23 protein-coding genes are annotated in these 17,516 nt (G+C 68.4%); 15 read left to right on the top strand and 8 right to left on the bottom strand.

The genetic code is table 11. From position 1 onward, the window contains the following. Positions 1-278 (bottom strand): transposase (locus tag G020_RS0111360; RefSeq protein WP_196800318.1); only part of this gene is annotated, 278 nt, incomplete at its 3' end. Between the two features lie 140 nt (positions 279-418). On the opposite strand from G020_RS0111360, the gene G020_RS0111355 reads away from it, so the two are divergent. Genes G020_RS0111355 through G020_RS0111330 form a run of 6 tightly spaced genes read left to right on the top strand, consistent with a single transcriptional unit; the run spans position 419 to position 5,103 of the window. Further along, the gene (locus G020_RS0111355) at positions 419-997 is read left to right on the top strand and encodes a YqgE/AlgH family protein (protein ID WP_024329651.1); all 579 of its coding nucleotides are present in this window, start codon (positions 419-421) and stop codon (positions 995-997) included. A 4-nt stretch (positions 998-1,001) separates the two neighbouring features. Then, positions 1,002-1,403, top strand: a complete 402-nt coding sequence (gene ruvX / locus G020_RS0111350) for a Holliday junction resolvase RuvX (RefSeq protein ID WP_018869680.1) — start codon at positions 1,002-1,004, stop codon at positions 1,401-1,403. Continuing rightward, the gene (gene pyrR, locus G020_RS0111345; RefSeq protein WP_024329650.1) at positions 1,393-1,914 is read left to right on the top strand and encodes a bifunctional pyr operon transcriptional regulator/uracil phosphoribosyltransferase PyrR; all 522 of its coding nucleotides are present in this window, start codon (positions 1,393-1,395) and stop codon (positions 1,912-1,914) included. The genes ruvX and pyrR overlap by 11 nt, the downstream gene beginning before the upstream one ends. Further along, a complete protein-coding gene (locus tag G020_RS0111340; RefSeq protein WP_018869678.1) occupies positions 1,911-2,921 on the top strand; it encodes an aspartate carbamoyltransferase catalytic subunit in 1,011 nt (336 codons plus the stop codon). The genes pyrR and G020_RS0111340 overlap by 4 nt, the downstream gene beginning before the upstream one ends. After that, positions 2,918-4,210 (top strand): dihydroorotase, encoded by a 1,293-nt coding sequence (locus G020_RS0111335; protein WP_024329649.1) that lies wholly within the window; start codon positions 2,918-2,920, stop codon positions 4,208-4,210. The genes G020_RS0111340 and G020_RS0111335 overlap by 4 nt, the downstream gene beginning before the upstream one ends. Next, positions 4,207-5,103 carry a dihydroorotate dehydrogenase electron transfer subunit gene (locus G020_RS0111330; protein WP_024329648.1) on the top strand — a complete coding sequence of 299 codons (897 nt, stop codon included), beginning with the start codon at positions 4,207-4,209 and terminating at the stop codon, positions 5,101-5,103. The genes G020_RS0111335 and G020_RS0111330 overlap by 4 nt, the downstream gene beginning before the upstream one ends. Before the next feature lie 53 nt (positions 5,104-5,156). Here G020_RS0111330 and G020_RS0111325 read toward each other — a convergent pair whose 3' ends face one another. From G020_RS0111325 to G020_RS0111315, 3 genes are all read right to left on the bottom strand, one after another. Further along, entirely contained in the window at positions 5,157-6,260 is a 1,104-nt protein-coding gene (locus G020_RS0111325; protein ID WP_029681298.1) for a PilT/PilU family type 4a pilus ATPase, read from the bottom strand. Positions 6,261-6,321: 61 nt separating this feature from the next. Next, a complete protein-coding gene (locus G020_RS0111320; protein WP_024329646.1) occupies positions 6,322-7,494 on the bottom strand; it encodes a PilT/PilU family type 4a pilus ATPase in 1,173 nt (390 codons plus the stop codon). A 57-nt stretch (positions 7,495-7,551) separates the two neighbouring features. Next, entirely contained in the window at positions 7,552-8,586 is a 1,035-nt protein-coding gene (locus G020_RS0111315) for a type IV pilus twitching motility protein PilT (RefSeq protein WP_018947579.1), read from the bottom strand. A gap of 109 nt (positions 8,587-8,695) precedes the next feature. Here G020_RS0111315 and G020_RS0111310 point away from each other — a divergent pair, with 109 nt between their 5' ends. The 4 genes from G020_RS0111310 (at position 8,696) to G020_RS0111295 (ending at position 11,470) form a co-directional block, all read left to right on the top strand. Further along, the gene (locus tag G020_RS0111310) at positions 8,696-9,394 is read left to right on the top strand and encodes a YggS family pyridoxal phosphate-dependent enzyme (RefSeq protein WP_024329645.1); all 699 of its coding nucleotides are present in this window, start codon (positions 8,696-8,698) and stop codon (positions 9,392-9,394) included. A 27-nt stretch (positions 9,395-9,421) separates the two neighbouring features. Beyond that, positions 9,422-10,243 (top strand): pyrroline-5-carboxylate reductase, encoded by an 822-nt coding sequence (gene proC / locus G020_RS0111305; protein ID WP_024329644.1) that lies wholly within the window; start codon positions 9,422-9,424, stop codon positions 10,241-10,243. Positions 10,244-10,333: 90 nt separating this feature from the next. Continuing rightward, a complete protein-coding gene (locus G020_RS0111300) occupies positions 10,334-10,903 on the top strand; it encodes a YggT family protein (RefSeq protein WP_018947582.1) in 570 nt (189 codons plus the stop codon). 114 nt (positions 10,904-11,017) lie between these two features. Then, complete coding sequence (locus tag G020_RS0111295) at positions 11,018-11,470, top strand: DUF4426 domain-containing protein (RefSeq protein ID WP_024329643.1); 453 nt, start codon at positions 11,018-11,020, stop codon at positions 11,468-11,470. 70 nt (positions 11,471-11,540) lie between these two features. Here G020_RS0111295 and G020_RS0111290 read toward each other — a convergent pair whose 3' ends face one another. After that, positions 11,541-12,206 (bottom strand): sulfite exporter TauE/SafE family protein, encoded by a 666-nt coding sequence (locus G020_RS0111290; protein ID WP_019022669.1) that lies wholly within the window; start codon positions 12,204-12,206, stop codon positions 11,541-11,543. A gap of 15 nt (positions 12,207-12,221) precedes the next feature. Beyond that, positions 12,222-12,716 (bottom strand): TerB family tellurite resistance protein, encoded by a 495-nt coding sequence (locus G020_RS0111285; RefSeq protein WP_024329642.1) that lies wholly within the window; start codon positions 12,714-12,716, stop codon positions 12,222-12,224. 125 nt (positions 12,717-12,841) lie between these two features. On the opposite strand from G020_RS0111285, the gene G020_RS0111280 reads away from it, so the two are divergent. After that, on the top strand, positions 12,842-13,483 hold the full coding sequence (locus tag G020_RS0111280) for a 7-cyano-7-deazaguanine synthase (protein WP_024329641.1): 642 nt from the start codon (positions 12,842-12,844) through the stop codon (positions 13,481-13,483). Further along, entirely contained in the window at positions 13,480-13,731 is a 252-nt protein-coding gene (locus tag G020_RS0111275; RefSeq protein WP_024329640.1) for a hypothetical protein, read from the top strand. Before G020_RS0111280 ends, G020_RS0111275 begins: the two co-directional genes overlap by 4 nt. On the opposite strand, the gene G020_RS0111270 is transcribed toward G020_RS0111275, so the two are convergent. Then, positions 13,724-14,428 carry an HAD family hydrolase gene (locus G020_RS0111270; RefSeq protein ID WP_043689232.1) on the bottom strand — a complete coding sequence of 235 codons (705 nt, stop codon included), beginning with the start codon at positions 14,426-14,428 and terminating at the stop codon, positions 13,724-13,726. The two genes, G020_RS0111275 and G020_RS0111270, sit on opposite strands and share 8 nt — an antisense overlap. 31 nt (positions 14,429-14,459) lie before the next feature. On the opposite strand from G020_RS0111270, the gene G020_RS0111265 reads away from it, so the two are divergent. From G020_RS0111265 to cysQ, 3 genes are read left to right on the top strand one after another with little or no spacing between them, the layout of a single operon-like run. After that, a complete protein-coding gene (locus G020_RS0111265) occupies positions 14,460-15,221 on the top strand; it encodes a hypothetical protein (RefSeq protein WP_024329638.1) in 762 nt (253 codons plus the stop codon). Positions 15,222-15,277: 56 nt separating this feature from the next. Beyond that, entirely contained in the window at positions 15,278-15,829 is a 552-nt protein-coding gene (gene nudE / locus G020_RS0111260; RefSeq protein ID WP_024329637.1) for an ADP compounds hydrolase NudE, read from the top strand. Further along, positions 15,826-16,677 carry a 3'(2'),5'-bisphosphate nucleotidase CysQ gene (cysQ, locus tag G020_RS0111255; RefSeq protein ID WP_024329636.1) on the top strand — a complete coding sequence of 284 codons (852 nt, stop codon included), beginning with the start codon at positions 15,826-15,828 and terminating at the stop codon, positions 16,675-16,677. Before nudE ends, cysQ begins: the two co-directional genes overlap by 4 nt. Before the next feature lies 1 nt (position 16,678). Here cysQ and ppsR read toward each other — a convergent pair whose 3' ends face one another. Beyond that, positions 16,679-17,512, bottom strand: coding sequence for a pyruvate, phosphate dikinase/phosphoenolpyruvate synthase regulator (gene ppsR / locus G020_RS0111250; RefSeq protein WP_024329635.1), 834 nt, complete (start codon positions 17,510-17,512; stop codon positions 16,679-16,681). Positions 17,513-17,516: the final 4 nt, after the last annotated feature.

Raw genomic sequence — 17,516 nt, 5'->3', positions numbered from 1 at the left:
CGGGAGGTGAAGTGCCGGCCGCCGCCGGACCGATCCCGGGTCTTCGGCACCTGCACCGGCACATCGCCGATGCCGGTCTGGATCCGGCGCTCCGGCTGGTAGCCATTGCGCACGACCGCCCGGCGCCCGTCCGGCAAGCGGTCCTCCGCGTAGCGCTCCATGAACGTCTGCAACTCTGCCTCCACCGCTTGCTGAATCAGGTCCCGCGCCCCGCGGCGCAGCAGATCGGTCAACGGGTCCTCTGGTCCGTTCGGGATGTCTGTCGTATCGTGAGCCATGGTGGCGTATCTCCTCTGGCTGGCTGGTTGGTCGCACTTCCATTCCAGCCGGATACGCCGCCTTCCTCAATCCCCCGTACACCACTTTCGACAGTAACTCGTGATTGATCGCAGACCGGCACAAGCCGATACTGGAACCCATGGATACCGCAAGCTCAGGCACTCTGGAATCGAGCCTGCGCGATCAGTTCCTGATCGCCATGCCATCACTCAACGACGGGCTGTTCAGCCACGCCGTGGCCTACATGTGCGAACACGACGCGGAGGGCGCGCTGGGGCTGGTGATCAACCAGCCAACGGAACTCACGCTGCGCGACCTGCTGCAGCATGTGGAGCTGGAGCCCGCTGACGATCTGCCGGAGCTGCCGGTGTTCCGCGGCGGGCCGGTACAGCCGGAGCACGGGTTCGTGCTGCATTCCTCGGAACAGCAGTGGCGCGCGACCCAGCCGCTGACCGACCAGGTCAGCCTGACCACGTCGCGTGACATCCTCGAGGCGATCAATGCCGGCAACGGGCCGGCGCGGGTGCTCATCACCCTCGGACATGCCGGCTGGGGGCCGGGGCAGCTGGAGAGCGAGCTGGGCGAAAACGCCTGGCTGACCGCACCTTCCGATACTGGCATCCTGTTCGAGACGCCGCCGGCGGAGCGCTGGTCGCGCGCGGCCGAACTCATCGGCATCGACGTCAACCTGATCAGCTCAGCCTCCGGGCACGCCTGAACCCGTGGCCTTTCTGGCGTTCGACTACGGGCGCCGCCGCATCGGCGTGGCGGTGGGCGAGCCGCTGACCGGTTCGGCGCGCGGTCTGGTCACGCTGGCCGGCGGGTCGCCGCCGCCGTGGCCACGCATCGACGCACTGGTCACGGAATGGCGCCCGGAGGGGTTCGTGGTCGGCTGGCCCACCCAGGCGGATGGCCAGGCGACTCCGCTGGGCCCGGCCATCCGCGAATTCGGCGCGGCGCTCGAAGCGCGCTTCGGCAAGCCGGTATACTGGTCGGACGAGCGCCTGAGCTCGCACCTGGCCCGCGACCGCAGCCGGTCGGGCCGCAACGACCCGGGGCTGGATGCCCATGCCGCGGCCGTCATCCTCGAAGGCTGGTTTCTGGAGAATGCCCATGACGCCTGAAGTCCCCACCCTGCTCGACGACATGGCCGCGCGGACCCGCGAGCTCCTCGAAGCCCGAGGGATCGAGGCCCCGATCGTGGTCGGCATCCATTCCGGCGGTGTGTGGATCGCCGAACATCTGCGCGAGCGCCTGGGCATCCAGCGTCCGCTGGGCAAGCTGGACATCAGCTTCTACCGCGACGATTTCTCGCGCATCGGCATGCATCCGCAGGTGCGCCCCTCGGAACTCCCGGAGGACCTGGACGGCGAACACGTGCTGCTGGTGGATGATGTCCTTTACACCGGCCGCACCATCCGCGCCGCCCTGAACGAGTTGTTCGACTGGGGCCGCCCGGCCTCGGTCTCGCTGGTCGTCCTGGTCGAGCGTGACGGCCGTGAACTGCCGGTGTGTGCCGCGGTGGCCGGGGCCCACATGGAGCTGGGCCTGGCCGAGCAGATCAAGCTGCGCGGTCCCGAGCCGCTGAGCCTCGAACGCGTGGCGGTGGAGCCCCCGGAGGGCACTGACGGATGACGGAGCTGCCTGCCGCGCACACCAGCCGCCTGCCCCAGCCCGGTCCGCTCCCCAACCGCCTGCAGCTGACCGATGAGGGCCAGTTGCGGCACATGCTCACGATCGAGGGGCTGAACCGCACGCTGCTGACGGAGATCCTGGATACCGCCGAATCGTTCGCCAACATGAACGAGAAGGCGGTCAAGAAGGTCCCGCTGCTGCGCGGCAAGACCATCGTGAACCTGTTCTTCGAGGCCAGCACCCGCACCCGCACCACCTTCGAGCTGGCCGCCAAGCGGCTGTCGGCCGATGTGCTCAACATCAATGTCAGCACCTCGTCGGCGGTCAAGGGCGAGAGCCTGCTGGACACCCTGCGCAACCTCGAGGCGATGAACGTGGACATGTTCGTGGTGCGCCACGAGGAGAGCGGGACCGCGCATTTCATCGCCCGACACGCAGCACCGGGGATCAGCGTGCTCAACGCCGGCGACGGCCGTCACGCCCATCCCACCCAGGCCCTGCTGGACATGTTCACCATCCGGCGGCACAAGGGCGATTTCACCAAACTGAAGGTCGCGATCGTCGGCGACATCCTGCATTCGCGGGTGGCGCGCTCACAGATCCACGCCCTCAACATCCTGCAGACCGGCGAGGTGCGGGTGGTTGCCCCGCGCTCCCTGCTGCCGGCGGATGTCGAGCAGCTGGGCGTGCATGTGCACCATGATCTGGACAGCGGGCTGCAGGATGTGGACGTGGTCATCATGCTGCGCCTGCAGCGCGAACGCATGGAGCACGCCCATCTGCCCTCCGAGCACGAGTATTTCCAGCGCTTCGGCCTCACCGCCCGGCGTCTGCAACTGGCCTCGCCCACCTGTCTGGTGATGCACCCCGGCCCCGCCAACCGCGGCGTGGAGATCGAATCCGCGGTCGCCGACGGCCCCCACTCGGTGATCCTGGAACAGGTGACCTACGGGATCTCGGTGCGCATGGCCGTCATGTCCATGGTGATGGGAGCCCACCAGTCATGAGCGTGGTCATCGAAAACGTCCGCATCCTCGACCCCGCCGACGGTTTTGATGCGGTGGGCGACCTGTGCGTGCAGGGCGAGGAGATCCTCGCACGTGGCAGCATCCCGGAGGGCTTCGAGCCACGCCGGCGCATCGACGGCAAGGGCCTGTGGGTGTTTCCCGGACTGGTCGATCTGGCCGCGCGCACCCGCGAACCGGGCGAGGAACACAAGGCCACCATCGCCTCGGAGGCCCGGGCCGCGGCGCGCGGCGGGATCACCACCCTGGTGGTGCCGCCCGACACCCACCCGCCGGTCGCCTCCCCCGCCGTGATCGAGCTGATCACCCGCCGCGCGCGCGAGGCCTGTGGCGTGCGGGTGTACGCCCTGGGCGCGCTGACCCACGGACTGGAAGGCCAGCAGCTGGCGGAGATGGCCGCGCTGATGCGCGCCGGTGCTCCGGGGGTCAGCAACGGGCAGCGCCCGCTCGCCAGCCTCCTGATCCTGCGCCGCGCGCTGGAATACGCCAGCACCTTCGATCTGACCACCGTGCTGTCGGCCCAGGATCCGGCCCTGACCGGCTCCGGCTGCGTGCACGAGGGCCCGGTGTCCACCCGCCTCGGGCTCTCGGGCATCCCCGAGGCCGCGGAGACCGCCGCACTGGGCGCGATCCTGGCGCTGGTGGAACAGACCGGGGCGCGGGTGCATGTCGCGCGGCTGTCCACCCGGCGGGGCACGGAGATGATTGCCAAGGCGCGCAGTGACGGCCTCCCGGTCACCGCGGACGTGGCCGCTCACCAGCTGTTCCTCACCGAGGTTGACGTGGCCGAGTTCAATCCCGACTGCCACGTCATTCCGCCGCTGAGAAGCCAGCGCGATCGGGACGGTCTGCGTGCGGCCGTGGCCGACGGCAGCATTGCAGCCATCTGTTCCGACCACCAGCCGCACGAGGCCGACAGCAAGCTGGGGCCCTTCGCCGACACCCTTCCCGGCATCGCCGCGCTGGAAACCCTGCTGCCCCTGACCCTGCGCCTGGTCGAAGACGGACTGCTGAGTCTCGAACAGGCCCTGTCGCGGATCACGAACGGCCCCGCGGAGGTCCTGGGACTGGAACATGGCCGCCTGGCGCCCGGCTCGCGGGCGGATTTCGTGCTGTTCGACCCGGGTGCCCTCCATGACATCCGGCGGGAGCACTGGCTCAGCGCCGGACACAACACCCCGTTTTTCAACTGGACGTTCGGGGGCGAGGTCCGCGAGACCTGGGTCGCCGGACGCCCGACCTGGACCCGCCCCGGCGAGGACGACGCATGAACCCGCAGCACCCGCCGCATCGCGGCACCCTGTTCGAAGAGTCCGCCCGTATCCTGGCGCATGAAGATGCGGGCAGCGGTCAGTGGATCCTGCGGGTCGAGGCCCCGGAATGCGCGCGGCGCGCGCAGCCCGGGCAGTTCGCCCATATCCAGTGCTCGCCGCGCCTGCCCATGCGGCGGCCGCTGTCGATCCAGCGGGTCGACCCCGATGCCGGCTGGGTGGAATTCCTGTACAAGACGGTGGGCGACGGCACCCGGGCGCTGGCGGAACAGCCGGTGGGCCGCAGCCTGCAGGTGCTGGGACCGATCGGCCGGCCGTTCACGCTGCACCCGGAGCGGCCGCGGCGCCTGCTGCTGGGTGGCGGCGTCGGCATCCCGCCGATGATCTTCCTCGCCGACCGCCTGCGCCAGCAGGGCGAGGCGGGCACAACCCGTGCGATCCTGGGGTCCGAGGTCCCGTTCCCGTTCCGCCCGCGGCCATCGCAAGTGCTGTGGCCGGGGCTGCCGGACGGCGCCATCGGCACGCTGCCGCTGCTGGAAGACTGGGGGATCTCGTGTCGCCTCACCTCGAAGGCCGGGATTCCGGGGGCGTTCGACGGCTTCGTCACCGACCTCGCGCGCGCCTGGCTGGACGGACTGGACCCCGCCGAACGCAGGGAGGTGGAGATCTTTGCCTGCGGGCCGCACCCGATGCTGGAGGCCTGCGCGGAGCTGGCCGCGGAATTCGACCTGCCCTGCCAGGTATCGCTGGAGGAATTCATGGCCTGCGCGGTGGGCGGCTGTGCCGGCTGTACCGTGCCGGTGCGCACCGGGGAAAGCGTGGCGATGAAACGCGTCTGCGTCGACGGCCCGGTGTTCGCGGCCGCCGACGTCTTCCCCGAACCGGCCCCGTAAGCTTCCTCCCCGGCTCGGATCGGGGCCGGAGAGGACACGGGGCCCGCGACAGACTATTCGGGCGGCTTGAGCTCTTCCTCGCCACCTTCCTCGGCGGCCCCCACGCCCCCGCCGAAGTTGAGCTTCCACTCGAGGTTGGCGCGCGAATCGGCCTTGCTCAGGGCCTCGTTCAGCATCACGTTGCCCGACTTGAAGAGCTTGACGATCGCCTGGTCGAAGGTCTGCATGCCGACCGAGGCCGACTTCGCCATGATCTCCTTGATTTCGCCGATCTCCTCCTTGTGAATCAGCTCGGAGATGTACGGCGTATTCACCAGCACCTCCAGTGCCGCCACCCGCGAGCCATCCTTCTTCTGTAGCAGGCGCTGGCCGATAATCGCGCGCAGGTTCAGGGACAGGTCCGACAGGATCTGCGAACGGTGATCCTCGGGGAACAGATTGATGATGCGGTCCAGTGCCTGCGAGGCATTGGTCGCATGCAGGGTGGACAGCACCAGGTGCCCGGTATCGGCGTAGTTCAGGGCCGCCCGCATGGTCTCGCGATTGCGGATCTCCCCGACCATGATCACGTCCGGAGCCTCGCGCATGCCCTCCTGCAGGGCGTGTTCGTAACTGGGCGTGTCGATTCCGACCTCGCGCTGGCCGACGATCGCCCGCTTGTGCTGGAACAGGAATTCGATCGGATCCTCGACGGTCAGGATATGCCCGGTATCGATGGTCAGGCGATGGTCGATCATCGCCGCCAGCGTGGTCGACTTCCCGGTACCCGTCGAGCCGACCACCAGCACCAGGCCGTCGCGGTAGGTCATGAACTCCTTCAGCACCTCCGGCAGCCCCAGCTGGTCGATGGTGGGCACGGAGCTGCTGATAAAGCGGATGACCATCGCCACTTCGCCGCGCTGGCGATAGACGTTCACGCGGAAGCGGCCCAGCCCCTCGCGGGTGAGGCCGAAATTGACCGCGGTCTCTTCGTCGAAGATCCGCTCCTGATGGTCGTTCATCATCTCGCGGGCAATGCCCTCGGTCTGCCCCTGGGCCAGTGCCCGCCGCGCGATGGGCTGCAGCACGCCATCTACCTTGATGGACGCCGGCGCCCCGGTGAGAAAAAACAGGTCCGAGGCCGATTTCTGCGCCATCAGCTTGAGATAGGGCTCGATCTGGAGCTGGCGCTTCGCGGGTTCACCGGCGGCCGTACCGTCGGAACCGGTGTTCTGTGCTTCAGCGGACACGGAATTCCTCCGGATCGTCTTCCACCGCAATGCCCTCGCCGGTGTCGGCCACCGCCGGGGCACCATCGCGCCGTGCGCGCTCGCTGTCGAGCTTGATGCGCAGGCGCAGGTCGTTCACCGAATCGGCGTTGCGCAGGGCCTCATCGTAGCTGATCTCGTGGTTCTCGTAGAGATCGAACAGCGCCTGGTCGAAGGTCTGCATACCCTGCTCGCGCGAGCGCGAGATCAGTTCCTTCATGTCGTGCACGGCACCCTTGAGCATCAGATCCGCCATCAGCGGGGTATTGATCAGGATCTCGACGGCCGGGACGCGCCCCTGGTCGTCCTCGCGGCGCACCAGCCGCTGCGAGACGACGGCCTTGAGGTTCAGGGAAAGATCCATCAGCAGCTGTTCGCGCCGATCCTCGGGAAAGAAGTTGATGATGCGGTCCAGCGCCTGGTTGGTGCTGTTCGCATGCAGCGTGGACAGGCACAGGTGCCCGGTCTCGGCAAAGGCGACCGCGTAATCCATGGTCTCGCGGTCGCGGATCTCGCCGATCAGGATCACGTCCGGCGCCTGGCGCAGCGTGTTCTTGAGCGCGATCTGGTAGTCGTGGGTGTCCACACCGACCTCGCGCTGGGTCACGATGCTCTTGCCGTGCTGATGCACGAATTCGATCGGATCCTCGATGGTCACGATGTGGTCCGAGGCAGACCGGTTGCGGTGACCGATCATCGCGGCCAGCGAGGTGGATTTGCCCGAGCCGGTCCCCCCGACAAAGATCACCAGGCCACGCTTTTCCATGGTGATCTCTTCCAGCTGCGGCGGCATGCGGATGTCCTCGAAACGCGGGATCTCCGAATTGATCACGCGCATCACCATGCCGCTGCTCCCGCGCTGGGTAAAGACGTTCACGCGGAAGCGCGCAATGCTCGCCAGGCCGACCGCGAAGTTGCACTCCTGATTGCGCTCGAATTCAGCCGACTGCTTGTCGTTCATCATCGCCCGCACCAGCGCCTGGGTGTGCGAGGGCGTGAGTTTCTGCTCGGTCAGCGGGACCACCTTCCCGTCAATCTTGGCGGCCGGCGGCATCCCCACGGTAATGAACAGGTCCGACCCGCCCCGGTCCACCAGGGCCTTCATCAGGTCGTGCATGTACTTGATCGCCTTGTCACGATCCATGGGCATCCTCCGATTGGCGTGGCCGCCCCGCCGGGCGACCACGGCGTTGGCTCGGTTTTACAGGGCGTCGGGGTTCACGGCCTTGCGGCGGGCATCCTCACGGCTGACCAGCCCCTGGGCCAGCATGTCCTTCAGGCACTGGTCGAGGGTCTGCATGCCGGTTCCGGCGCTGGTCTGGATGGTGGAATACATCTGCGCGATCTTGTTCTCGCGGATCAGGTTCCGGATGGCCGGCGTCCCCAGCATAATCTCGTGCCCCGCAACGCGCCCGCCCCCGATCTTCTTCATCAGCGTCTGCGAGATCACCGCACGCATGGATTCCGACAGCATCGCGCGCACCATGTCCTTTTCCGCAGCCGGGAAGACGTCGATGATGCGGTCGATGGTCTTGGGCGCCGAACTGGTGTGCAGCGTGCCGAACACCAGGTGCCCGGTCTCGGCCGCGGTCAGCGCCAGACGGATGGTCTCCAGGTCGCGCAGCTCGCCGACCAGGATGGTGTCGGGGTCCTCGCGCAGGGCCGAGCGCAGGGCCTCGGAGAAGCCATGGGTATCGCGGTGCACCTCGCGCTGGTTCATCAGCGACTTCTTCGACTCGTGCACGAATTCGATCGGGTCCTCGATGGTGAGGATGTGCCCGTAGTCGTTCTCGTTGCGGTGGTTGACCATCGCCGCCAGCGTGGTGGACTTACCCGAACCGGTGGGGCCGGTCACCAGCACCAGCCCGCGCGGGTAGTTGGCGATGTCCTCGAAGATCTTCGGCGTGGCCAGGTCTTCCAGGGTCAGGACCTTGGAGGGGATGGTACGGAACACCGCCGCCGCGCCGCGGTCCTGATTGAAGGCGTTGACACGGAAGCGCGCCAGCCCCGAAACCTCGAACGAGAAGTCCGTCTCCAGGAACTCTTCGTAGTCCTTGCGCTGACGGTCGTTCATGATGTCGTAGATCAGGCCCTGCACTTCCTTGTGCTCCATCACCGGGACATTCACCCGGCGCATGTCGCCATCGATGCGCACCATCGGCGGCATGCCCGCGGAGATGTGCAGGTCCGAGGCCCCGTTCTTGACCGAAAACGCCAGCAGCTGCGTGATATCCATTCAATCCCCCGTTGTTCCGGGCCGCCGCGCGCTCCGTCCGTGGCGACCGTGGATGGCGCCGATAAAGACACCACTTCTGATCATGTCTTCAGGACTATATCATAGGCCAATGAGCACGCCAGAAGCCGCCCTCGAACGAGTTCACGCCCGCATCACGCAGGCCTGCCACCGTGCCGGCCGACCGCGGGATTCCGTCCGCCTGCTGGCGGTCTCCAAGACCCGCGATGTCGCGGAAATCCGGGCCCTGCACCGCCTCGGCCAGACCGCTTTCGGGGAGAACTACGTGCAGGAGCTCATCGACAAGCACGACGCCCTGGAGGCACCCCCGGAACCGGCCGGGATCGAATGGCACTTCATCGGCCCGCTGCAGAGCAACAAGACCCGCGCGGTGGCCGAACGCGCGGCCTGGGTCCACACCCTGGAACGCGAGAAGATCGCGCGACGCCTGAGCGAGCAGCGCCCCGAACACCTCGGTCCACTGCAGGTCTGCATCCAGGTCAATGTCTCCGGCGAACCGCAGAAGGCCGGCGTGGAACCGGACGCCCTGCCGGCGCTGGCGGACGCGATCGCCGCCCTGCCGCACCTGCATCTGCGCGGCCTGATGACCCTGCCGGCGGCCGAAACCGACCCGGAACGCCAGCGCATCCCGTTCGCCCGCCTGCGCGAATTGCGCGACGACCTCTGCCGTCGCGGCCACGAACTCGATACCCTGTCCATGGGGATGTCGGGCGACCTCGAAGCCGCCATCCTTGAAGGTGCGTCGCTGGTGCGCATCGGTACCGACCTGTTCGGCCCGCGTCCCGCCTGAATCCACCCCTTCTGCACCGGAGTCCGCATGCCCCAGCATTCCCGCGAAGTCGCCTTCATCGGCGCCGGCAACATGGGCGAGGCCCTGATCCAGGGGCTGGTCGACAGCGGACGCGCCGCCGACCGCCTGGCCATCGCCGACACCCGCCCGGAACGCGTCGAAGCCCTGCAAGGCCGCTTCCCCGGCCTGGGCGCCGGCAGCCCGGAAGAACTCGCCGGCGACACCGGCATCCTGGTCCTGGCGGTCAAGCCGCAGACCCTGCCCGAGGTCGCGCCGACGCTGCGCGACGCAGTGGCCAGCGGCGACCCGCTGGTGGTCTCCGTGGCCGCCGGGGTCACCACCGCCCGGCTGGGCGAATGGCTGGGACCGCAGGCGCGCATCGTACGGGCCATGCCCAACACGCCCGCGCTGGTGGGCGCCGGTGTCACCGGCCTGTTCGCCGGGCCCGGCGTGGGCGAGGAAGACCGCCGGGCCGCAACGGCCCTGATGGAGGCCGTCGGCCGCGCCCTGTGGGTGGAAGACGAAGAACTGATGCACGCCGTGACCGCGACTTCCGGCAGCGGTCCGGCCTATGTCTTCCTGATCATCGAGGCCATGCAGGCCGCCGCCGAGGAGCTGGGGCTGCCGCCGGAGACGGCGCGCGAACTGACCCTGGGCACCCTGGCCGGCGCCACCCGGCTGGCGGCCAACAGCCCCGAGGATGCCGCGGAGCTGCGCCGGCGCGTCACCTCGCCCGGCGGCACCACCGAACAGGCCGTCAACACGCTCGAGCAGGGCGACCTGCGCGGCCTGCTGCGGCGTGCCATGCAGGCGGCGGCGGCGCGCAGCGAGGAACTCGGCCGCGGCTAGGGAAACACTGATCATGTCCCTTGGCTTCCCGACAACCCTGGAGGAAAATACGCGTCTTCATTCGCGCCGCGCAGACCGCCAGGAGCCAGCATGAACCCCGGAGCCATGACCACCGGCCAGGAGATCCTTAACTTCCTTATCGGCGTTGCCTTCGGCATTGCCATCATCCTGCTGATGCTGCGGGTCATCTTCGGGCTGGTGCGGGCCGACTACCGCAACCCGATCTCGCAGACCATCCTGATGCTGACCACGCCGCCGCTGAACCTGCTGCGGCCGATCATCCCCTCCATCGGGCGCGTCGACACGGCAGCCATCGTGCTGATGGTCGTCCTCAAATTCCTGGAACTGTGGCTGCGCGTTGCCGTACTGGGCATGGAAGCCGACCCGGTGATTCTGCTGCTGGTGGCCATACGTGAACTCCTGATCACCGCGATCTGGGTGTTCATCATCGCCCTGATCGTCGAAGTCGTGATGAGCTGGGTGCAGGCCGGCGGCGGGGGCGGATACAACCCTATCGCGCGACTCGCGGCCGACGTGAACCGCCCCATTCTCGGCCCGCTGCGGCGCATGCTCCCGTCCACCGGGGCCATCGACTTCTCGCCGATGATTGCCCTGGTCGGGCTGTATATCCTGACCATCATCGTGCGCGGGATCTTCTGAGACCCGGCTGCGCAAATAGTGCCAGAAGGACTAGACTCGAAATCAGGGGCGGAACCCGCCGCCCGGCTCCGGTATGGATCCCGGGGCATGGTTCAAGCGAATGAGGAGTCCGATATGACAAGAGTGCAGCGTGTTCTCGGTGGCGTCGTCTCGATCGTGGCCGCCCTCGCCCTCGGCAGTTCGGTGGCGAACGCGAACGAGACCGGGTTCGACGATCACGTGGTCTATTACAACGTCATCAACACCACCTTCCTGTCGCCCGAAGTTGCGCGTGCCTATGACGTCCGTCGCAGCAGCAACCGTGCAATGATCAACGTCACCGTCATGGAACGCACCGATGACGGTCTGCAGGCCGTCTCCGCCGATGTCAGCGGCAACGCGGTCAACATGAACCAGCAGTCGCGCAGCCTGCGCTTTCGCGAGATCGAGGACGGCGACGCGATCTACCACCTCTCGGAAATGACGGTGCGCGCGGGCGAAGAAATGACCTTCAACCTGGAGATCACGCCGGCGGGATCGGAAGTCGTCCTGCCGATCGAGTTCGAGCAGAAATTCTACGTCGACTGACGCCCCCGATCCCGGTCATCCCGCCTGCCGCCGGGGCGGTCTCCGCCCCGGCATCGACCCGCGCCCGCCGCTACAGCAGCAGCGCCACCAGCATCCCCGCGCCATAGAGGACGATCGCCGCCCCCGCGAACTGGCGCACCCGGGGCTTGCGCACGAAACCCGCCAGCTTCGCCGCGAACACCCCCATCAGCAGCAGGTTGGGCAGCGTCCCCAGCGCGAACGCCGCCATCAGCGCCGCACCCTCCAGCGCGCCGCCGGCGCTCAGCGACCAGGCCAGCACGCTGTAGACCAGACCGCAGGGCAGCCAGCCCCACAGCCCGCCAACCACCAGCGCCTGCCCCGGATTGCGCACCGGCAGAAAGCGCCGGCCCAGCGGCTCGATGCGCCGCCACAGCACGCCGCCCACCTGCTCCAGCCGCGCCAGCACCGGCCACCACCCGGCGATGTAGAGTCCCAGCAGGATCAGGAAGATCGCGGCCACCACCTGCAGGATGGTCTGCCCCGCGGGCAGCCCCCCGAGCAACGTGGCACCCAGCCACCCCGCCAGCGCCCCGGCGATGACATAACTGGTCATGCGGCCGATGTTGTAACCCAGCAGCAGCGGCCACACCGGGCCACGGCGCCCGGCATGCCCCATGGAAATGGCCCCCACGATGCCGCCGCACATCCCGAGGCAGTGCACACCGCCGAGGATGCCCACCGCGGCGGCCGCCAGCAGCGTACCCGGATCAGCCATGATGTCGTGCGACCGTCATTCCCGGCCGCCCTGTTCTTCCGGTGCCTCGCCGCGCTCCTCCAGCACCGCCAGCTTGGTGCGGATGAACGTGGCATGCGGCACGTACAGCAGGTCCGCCAGCCGCCGGATCACCGCCTCCTGGCGCTTGTGCAGTTCGTCGTTGGCCAGCGCCGAGCGCCACAGGCCTTTCATGATCGCCGCCTTCTGATCGGCATCGAAGGCAGCGTTCACCTCGCGCACCACCGGATGCAGGGAGACCAGCGCATCGCTCTTTTCCCGTGCGATGTCCAGCAGGGCATCGGCCGCCTCGTCGTCCAGTCCGAACATCTCGATCAGGTTGGCGCGCACGGTCTCCAGCTCCGCATCCACCAGCTGGAAGTCGGCACGGCACACCTCCATCATCAGCGCGGCCGCGGCCCGCTGCAGGCGCTCCTGTTCGTCGCCGGTCTCGCTGTCACTGCGTTCGGCGCGCATCAGCTGCTGCCAGCGCGCCCGCAACTGCTCAATCATCGTCTGTCTGCTCCCGGTGAAGTCCCATCAATGAGGCCACGACCATGCCCCCGGGTTCCGCGGCTCCCACCCCGTCCCCGTCCCGGTCTCTGGCGACGTTCCCGCGCGGCGCATAATTTGTAGCCATGAACCCGGAACCCGACCTGCTCCTGCTCTCCGGCGGCGTCGAAAGCGCCGCCCTGCTGCGCCGGTGGTGCGCCGAAAACCGCCCCCTCATCGCCACCTGGGCCGACTATGGCCAGCGCAATGCCGCGCGTGAGCGGGCCGCGGTCCTCGCCCTGGCCGAAGCCGAGGGCGTGCGCCTGGAAACCGTGGAAACCGGGGCCCTGCGCGAGGCGTTCACCCGGCGTTCCGACTGGGTCGGGCATGTCCCGCTGCCGCAGCGCAATCTGCTGATCCTGGCGCTCGCGGTCAATCTGGCCCAGCACCACGGTGCCGGACGGATCCTGCTCGCGCTCAACCGCGAGGACGCCGGGCACGGTCCGGGCAGCCGCGCGGCCTTCCTGCAGGACTTCGGCTCGCTGGCCGCCCGGCTGGTTCCCGGCCTGTCGGTGGCCGCCCCGCTGCAGGAACTCGGCAAGGCCGATATCATCCGCCGGGGCGCACAGGACGGAGTGCCATGGCGCCTGACCTGGAGCTGCCTGCTGGGTCAGGAACGCCATTGCGGCCGCTGCCCCCAGTGCCACGCCCGCCAGGCCGCCTTCGCCGCGGCCGACGTCCCCGACCCGACCGACTACCGCCAGCCACCCGGACCGCAGACACCATGACCGAAGAAACCCCGCGCCACATCCTCGAACGCCTGGAAATCGCCATCCTGACCGGCGAAACCCTGCAGCTGCACTGGGCCGGGCCCGATGCCGGGCCCGATGCCGGCCGCGCCTGGATGGGTCGGGTTACCCCGCACGAGGTCACCGCGGACGACCACGGGCATCACTGGCTGGAAGGCACCTGCGAGGGCGAGGCCGTGCACATCCGTCTGGACCGGATCCGCAACATGCCCACGCCGGTCAAGTGAGCCCGTCCAGCAGATCCGAAAGGTCCTCCAGCAGCGCCCACTCGTCGCTGTTCATCGGGGCACCGCGCTCGTCCGGATAGCGCATCCCGCGCAGCTGGCCAATACCCGCCTCGCGCGCGCTGGCCAGGGCATGCAGGTTGTCATCCACCAACAGGGTCCGGGCCGGATCGTGCGGAGCGACAGCCTGCAGCCGCTCCCAGAAGACCGTCTCCTCCTTGGCACAGAACAGGTCATGGGCGGAGACAATGCGGTCGAGATGGTCCCCGATCCCGGTCAGACGGTGCTTGAAGGCATACACCTCCGGATGGGCGTTGGTCACCAGCACCCGTTCCCGCCCGCTGGCGGCGATCCGGTCCAGGACCTCGACGGCGTGCGGCTTGATGGCCACGTGATGGGCAAGCTCGCGCTTGAGCGCGAGCACGTCGAGACCGGTGAAATGCGTCCAGTGGTCGACGCAGTACCACTCCAGCCGCCCGCGCACCCGCTGCATCTCGTCTTCCAGCCGCCGGCGCGCGCATTCCGGGTCATCGGGCTGGCAGCGCATGTATTCCTGCGGGATCAGCTCCCCCCAGAACCGGTTGTCGAAGTGCAGGTCCAGCAGCGTGCCGTCCATGTCGAACAGCACGGTATCCACCCGCGACCAGTCCACCGGCGCGGCGGGCGTCTCGGGATTTTTCGCGCGGGTCTGCGAGTCCATGAGATGTGGGGAAGCAACGACGGGATTGACGATGCACAGAATAACCGAAACACGAACGGCACGCGGACCCGGCGCGGTTGCGGCGGGACTGATCCTGGCCCTGGGCGGCGCCCTGGCGACGGCACCCGCCATGGCGATGGACCCGGATGACCCGGACTACGACCCGCTGGAGGACGACAGCCTGTGGGAGGACGCCCCCCCGGGCCCCGGTCAGGTGGATCCCGAGGACGCCCAGACCACCAGCCCCGAACTGCGGATCTACGCCGAGCCGCCGGCAGAGCGCGACACACCGCTGCATCACCACGACAACCACCTGACCCTCGACGAAGACAGCCTGAACGACGGATGGGTGCGGCTGCGCCAGTGCCACAGTGGCCTGGCCGAGATCAGCCGCATGTCCATCGTGTACAATGAGCCGAACATCCGGGGCCTGCGAGTGGCCAGCGCCGACGAGGTCGAAGATGCCTGGGCCGAGGACGACCGGGTCGTCGTCATCGGCGTCACCGAGGCCTCGGAGCTGTGTGTCGAAGCCGAGATGCGGGTGGTCGAGAGCCGGGGCAACGGCGAGTACGTACTGGAGAACGGGCCGTTCATGCGCCGCTTCCTGGACGGCTACTTCCCCATGCGCGTGACGCTCACGCTGTCCTGGGGCGATCTGGACCTGACGCTGGAAGACACGGCCCCCGAACGACAGCCCGGCGTGGACGTCCGGGGTTTCGAGCACGGCATGATCCTGGACACCACCTTCGAAGGCGAGCTGGAGACCCGGATCCGGCTGAGCCGCGACGAGTGACCCGCGTCCGGGGAGCAGCCTGTCTGCCCCCGGACGCCCCGACCGATGGACCCGCAATGAGCCGCGACAAGCCCGCCGTCCACGAACGCCGCACGGTGGCCCGAAGCCGCCTGTTCGAAGTGGAGGAGCTGGACCTGGAATTCAGCAACGGGGCCCATGCCTGTTTCGAGCGCCTGGTCAGCCGCGGCAACGGGGCCGTGATCATCGCCCCGGTACGCGACGATGGCCATGTCCTCCTGATCCGCGAATACGCCGCCGGCACCCACCGCTACGAACTCGGCCTGCCCAAGGGGCGCATGGAGTACGGGGAGGAGATCATCGCCGCGGCCAACCGCGAGATCATGGAGGAGGTCGGTTATGCCGGCCGTCGCCTGACGGCGATGGGCAGCCTGACCGTGGCCCCCGGCTACATGAGCCATCAGACCCATCTGGTCCTGGCCGAGGACCTCTACGAGCAGCGCGCCGAGGGTGACGAACCCGAGGCCATCGAGGTGGTGCCCTGGCCCCTGGATGCCCTGGAGGAACTGGTGCAGCGCGAAGACTGCACCGAGGCCCGTTCCATCGCCGCGCTGTACATGATCCGGGAACACCTGAGGAGCCGCCCGTGACCGAAACCGCATCCGTTGCCGTGCCCGAAGGCGCGGCCCTGTCCGCCCTGCTCAACGAGGTCGGCACCGTGGCCGAGGACGCCGGCCGCGCGATCCTCGAGATCTACGAGACCCGCTTTGCCGTCACCGAGAAGGACGACCGCTCGCCGCTCACCGAGGCCGATCTGGCCGCCCATCGCGTGATCAGCGACGGCCTGCGCGAGATCGCCCCGCAGTGGCCGGTGCTGTCGGAGGAAGGCCAGGACATCCCGTTCGCCACCCGCCAGGACTGGGACACCTACTGGCTGATCGACCCGCTGGACGGCACCCGCGAATTCGTGAAGCGCAGCGGCGAGTTCACCGTCAACATCGCGCTGATCCACAACCACGAACCGGTGCTGGGCGTGGTCTGGTGCCCGGTGCTGCAGCGCCTGTATGCCGGGCAGATCGACGGCGAAGCCTTCCGTCGCGACGGCGACGGGCCGCGCACACCCATCCGCGTGACCGCGCCGCGCACCCGGGAGGAGACGGTTCGCGTGGCCGGCAGCCGGTCGCACGGCGCCGAGCGACTGAACGCGGTGCTGGAACGCATCGGACCGCACGAGCTGGTGAGCCTCGGCAGCTCCATGAAGCTGTGCCTGGTGGCGGAAGGCAGCGCCGACATCTACCCGCGTCTGGGACCGACCTCGGAATGGGATACCGCCGCCGCCCACGCGGTGGTGCGCTCGGCCGGCGGCCGCGTCACCGATCTGGAAGGCAACGAGTTGCGCTACAACACCCGCGAGAGCCTGCTCAACCCGGAATTCCTGGTCTGCAATGGCGACCCGGCCGACTGGCTCGCCCGCCTCGGACTGCCGGACGCCGCCTGACTCAGCGCGGCAGCTCCAGCAGGTCGCGCACCCGGGTGGCGATCTCCTCGACCGAGCGTTCGGTAACGTCCAGCTGCGGGAGCTCCCAGACTTCGAGAAAGGTTGCGATCGCCCGGGTCTCGGCCCGGCACTGCTCCAGGCTGGCGTAGCGGCTGCCCGGGCGCCGCGCCTCGCGGATCTGTGCCAGACGGCGCGGATGAATGGTCAGCCCGACCATGCGCCCTTCCAGCCCGCGCAGGGGCTGCGGCATGTGCGGCGTCCCGCCGTGGTCCAGATCCTCCGGCACCAGGGGGTAATTGGCCGAAAACAGTCCGTAGTTCATCGCCAGATACAGACTGGTGGGGGTCTTGCCGGAGCGCGAGGCTCCCAGCAGCACCACGTCGGCCACCGCGAGATCGGTACTGGCCAGGCCGTCGTCATGCGCCAGGGTGTAGTTCAGGGCGTCGATCCGGCGGTCGTAGCGTTCGGCATCGCCGCGCCCGTGGGCACGCCCCGCCACCGCCTCGGCCTGGGCCCCAAGGATCGCCTCCAGGCGTCCCAGGTGTTCCCCGAGCACGTCGATCACCGGCACCGGGCAATGCTCCAGCTGCGCCCGCAGCTGGCCATCGGCCAGGGTCGCCACCACCAGCGCCGGCTGCGGCCCCTCCCCGATGCGCGCGAACGCCGACGACAGCCGCCCCGGCGACTGCACGAAAGGCAGCCGGTGCCAGTCCGGCGCGAGCGCCGGGAACTGGGTGAACAGTGACCGCGCCAGGGTTTCCGCGGTGATCCCCGTGCCGTCGGACACGAGGTACACCTGCGGGCAGCGCGGCTCCTCCGGTTCGCCGCCCGCCATGGAC

Source organism: Thioalkalivibrio sp. ALR17-21 (assembly GCF_000420185.1).
In the GTDB taxonomy this organism is placed as follows: domain Bacteria; phylum Pseudomonadota; class Gammaproteobacteria; order Ectothiorhodospirales; family Ectothiorhodospiraceae; genus Thioalkalivibrio; species Thioalkalivibrio halophilus.
This window is presented reverse-complemented; position numbering and strand designations above follow the sequence as displayed.

Excerpts from the sequence above, each read along its gene's own strand:
- G020_RS0111355 (WP_024329651.1), top strand. The coding sequence starts at position 419 with ATGGATACCGCAAGCTCAGGCACTCTGGAATCGAGCCTGCGCGATCAG.
- pyrR (WP_024329650.1), top strand. The coding sequence starts at position 1,393 with ATGACGCCTGAAGTCCCCACCCTGCTCGACGACATGGCCGCGCGGACC.
- G020_RS0111340 (WP_018869678.1), top strand. The coding sequence starts at position 1,911 with ATGACGGAGCTGCCTGCCGCGCACACCAGCCGCCTGCCCCAGCCCGGT.
- G020_RS0111335 (WP_024329649.1), top strand. The coding sequence starts at position 2,918 with ATGAGCGTGGTCATCGAAAACGTCCGCATCCTCGACCCCGCCGACGGT.
- G020_RS0111330 (WP_024329648.1), top strand. The coding sequence starts at position 4,207 with ATGAACCCGCAGCACCCGCCGCATCGCGGCACCCTGTTCGAAGAGTCC.
- G020_RS0111320 (WP_024329646.1), bottom strand. The coding sequence starts at position 7,494 with ATGGATCGTGACAAGGCGATCAAGTACATGCACGACCTGATGAAGGCC.
- G020_RS0111315 (WP_018947579.1), bottom strand. The coding sequence starts at position 8,586 with ATGGATATCACGCAGCTGCTGGCGTTTTCGGTCAAGAACGGGGCCTCG.
- G020_RS0111310 (WP_024329645.1), top strand. The coding sequence starts at position 8,696 with ATGAGCACGCCAGAAGCCGCCCTCGAACGAGTTCACGCCCGCATCACG.
- proC (WP_024329644.1), top strand. The coding sequence starts at position 9,422 with ATGCCCCAGCATTCCCGCGAAGTCGCCTTCATCGGCGCCGGCAACATG.
- G020_RS0111300 (WP_018947582.1), top strand. The coding sequence starts at position 10,334 with ATGAACCCCGGAGCCATGACCACCGGCCAGGAGATCCTTAACTTCCTT.
- G020_RS0111295 (WP_024329643.1), top strand. The coding sequence starts at position 11,018 with ATGACAAGAGTGCAGCGTGTTCTCGGTGGCGTCGTCTCGATCGTGGCC.
- G020_RS0111290 (WP_019022669.1), bottom strand. The coding sequence starts at position 12,206 with ATGGCTGATCCGGGTACGCTGCTGGCGGCCGCCGCGGTGGGCATCCTC.
- G020_RS0111285 (WP_024329642.1), bottom strand. The coding sequence starts at position 12,716 with ATGATTGAGCAGTTGCGGGCGCGCTGGCAGCAGCTGATGCGCGCCGAA.
- G020_RS0111280 (WP_024329641.1), top strand. The coding sequence starts at position 12,842 with ATGAACCCGGAACCCGACCTGCTCCTGCTCTCCGGCGGCGTCGAAAGC.
- G020_RS0111275 (WP_024329640.1), top strand. The coding sequence starts at position 13,480 with ATGACCGAAGAAACCCCGCGCCACATCCTCGAACGCCTGGAAATCGCC.
- G020_RS0111270 (WP_043689232.1), bottom strand. The coding sequence starts at position 14,428 with ATGGACTCGCAGACCCGCGCGAAAAATCCCGAGACGCCCGCCGCGCCG.
- G020_RS0111265 (WP_024329638.1), top strand. The coding sequence starts at position 14,460 with ATGCACAGAATAACCGAAACACGAACGGCACGCGGACCCGGCGCGGTT.
- nudE (WP_024329637.1), top strand. The coding sequence starts at position 15,278 with ATGAGCCGCGACAAGCCCGCCGTCCACGAACGCCGCACGGTGGCCCGA.
- ppsR (WP_024329635.1), bottom strand. The coding sequence starts at position 17,512 with ATGGCGGGCGGCGAACCGGAGGAGCCGCGCTGCCCGCAGGTGTACCTC.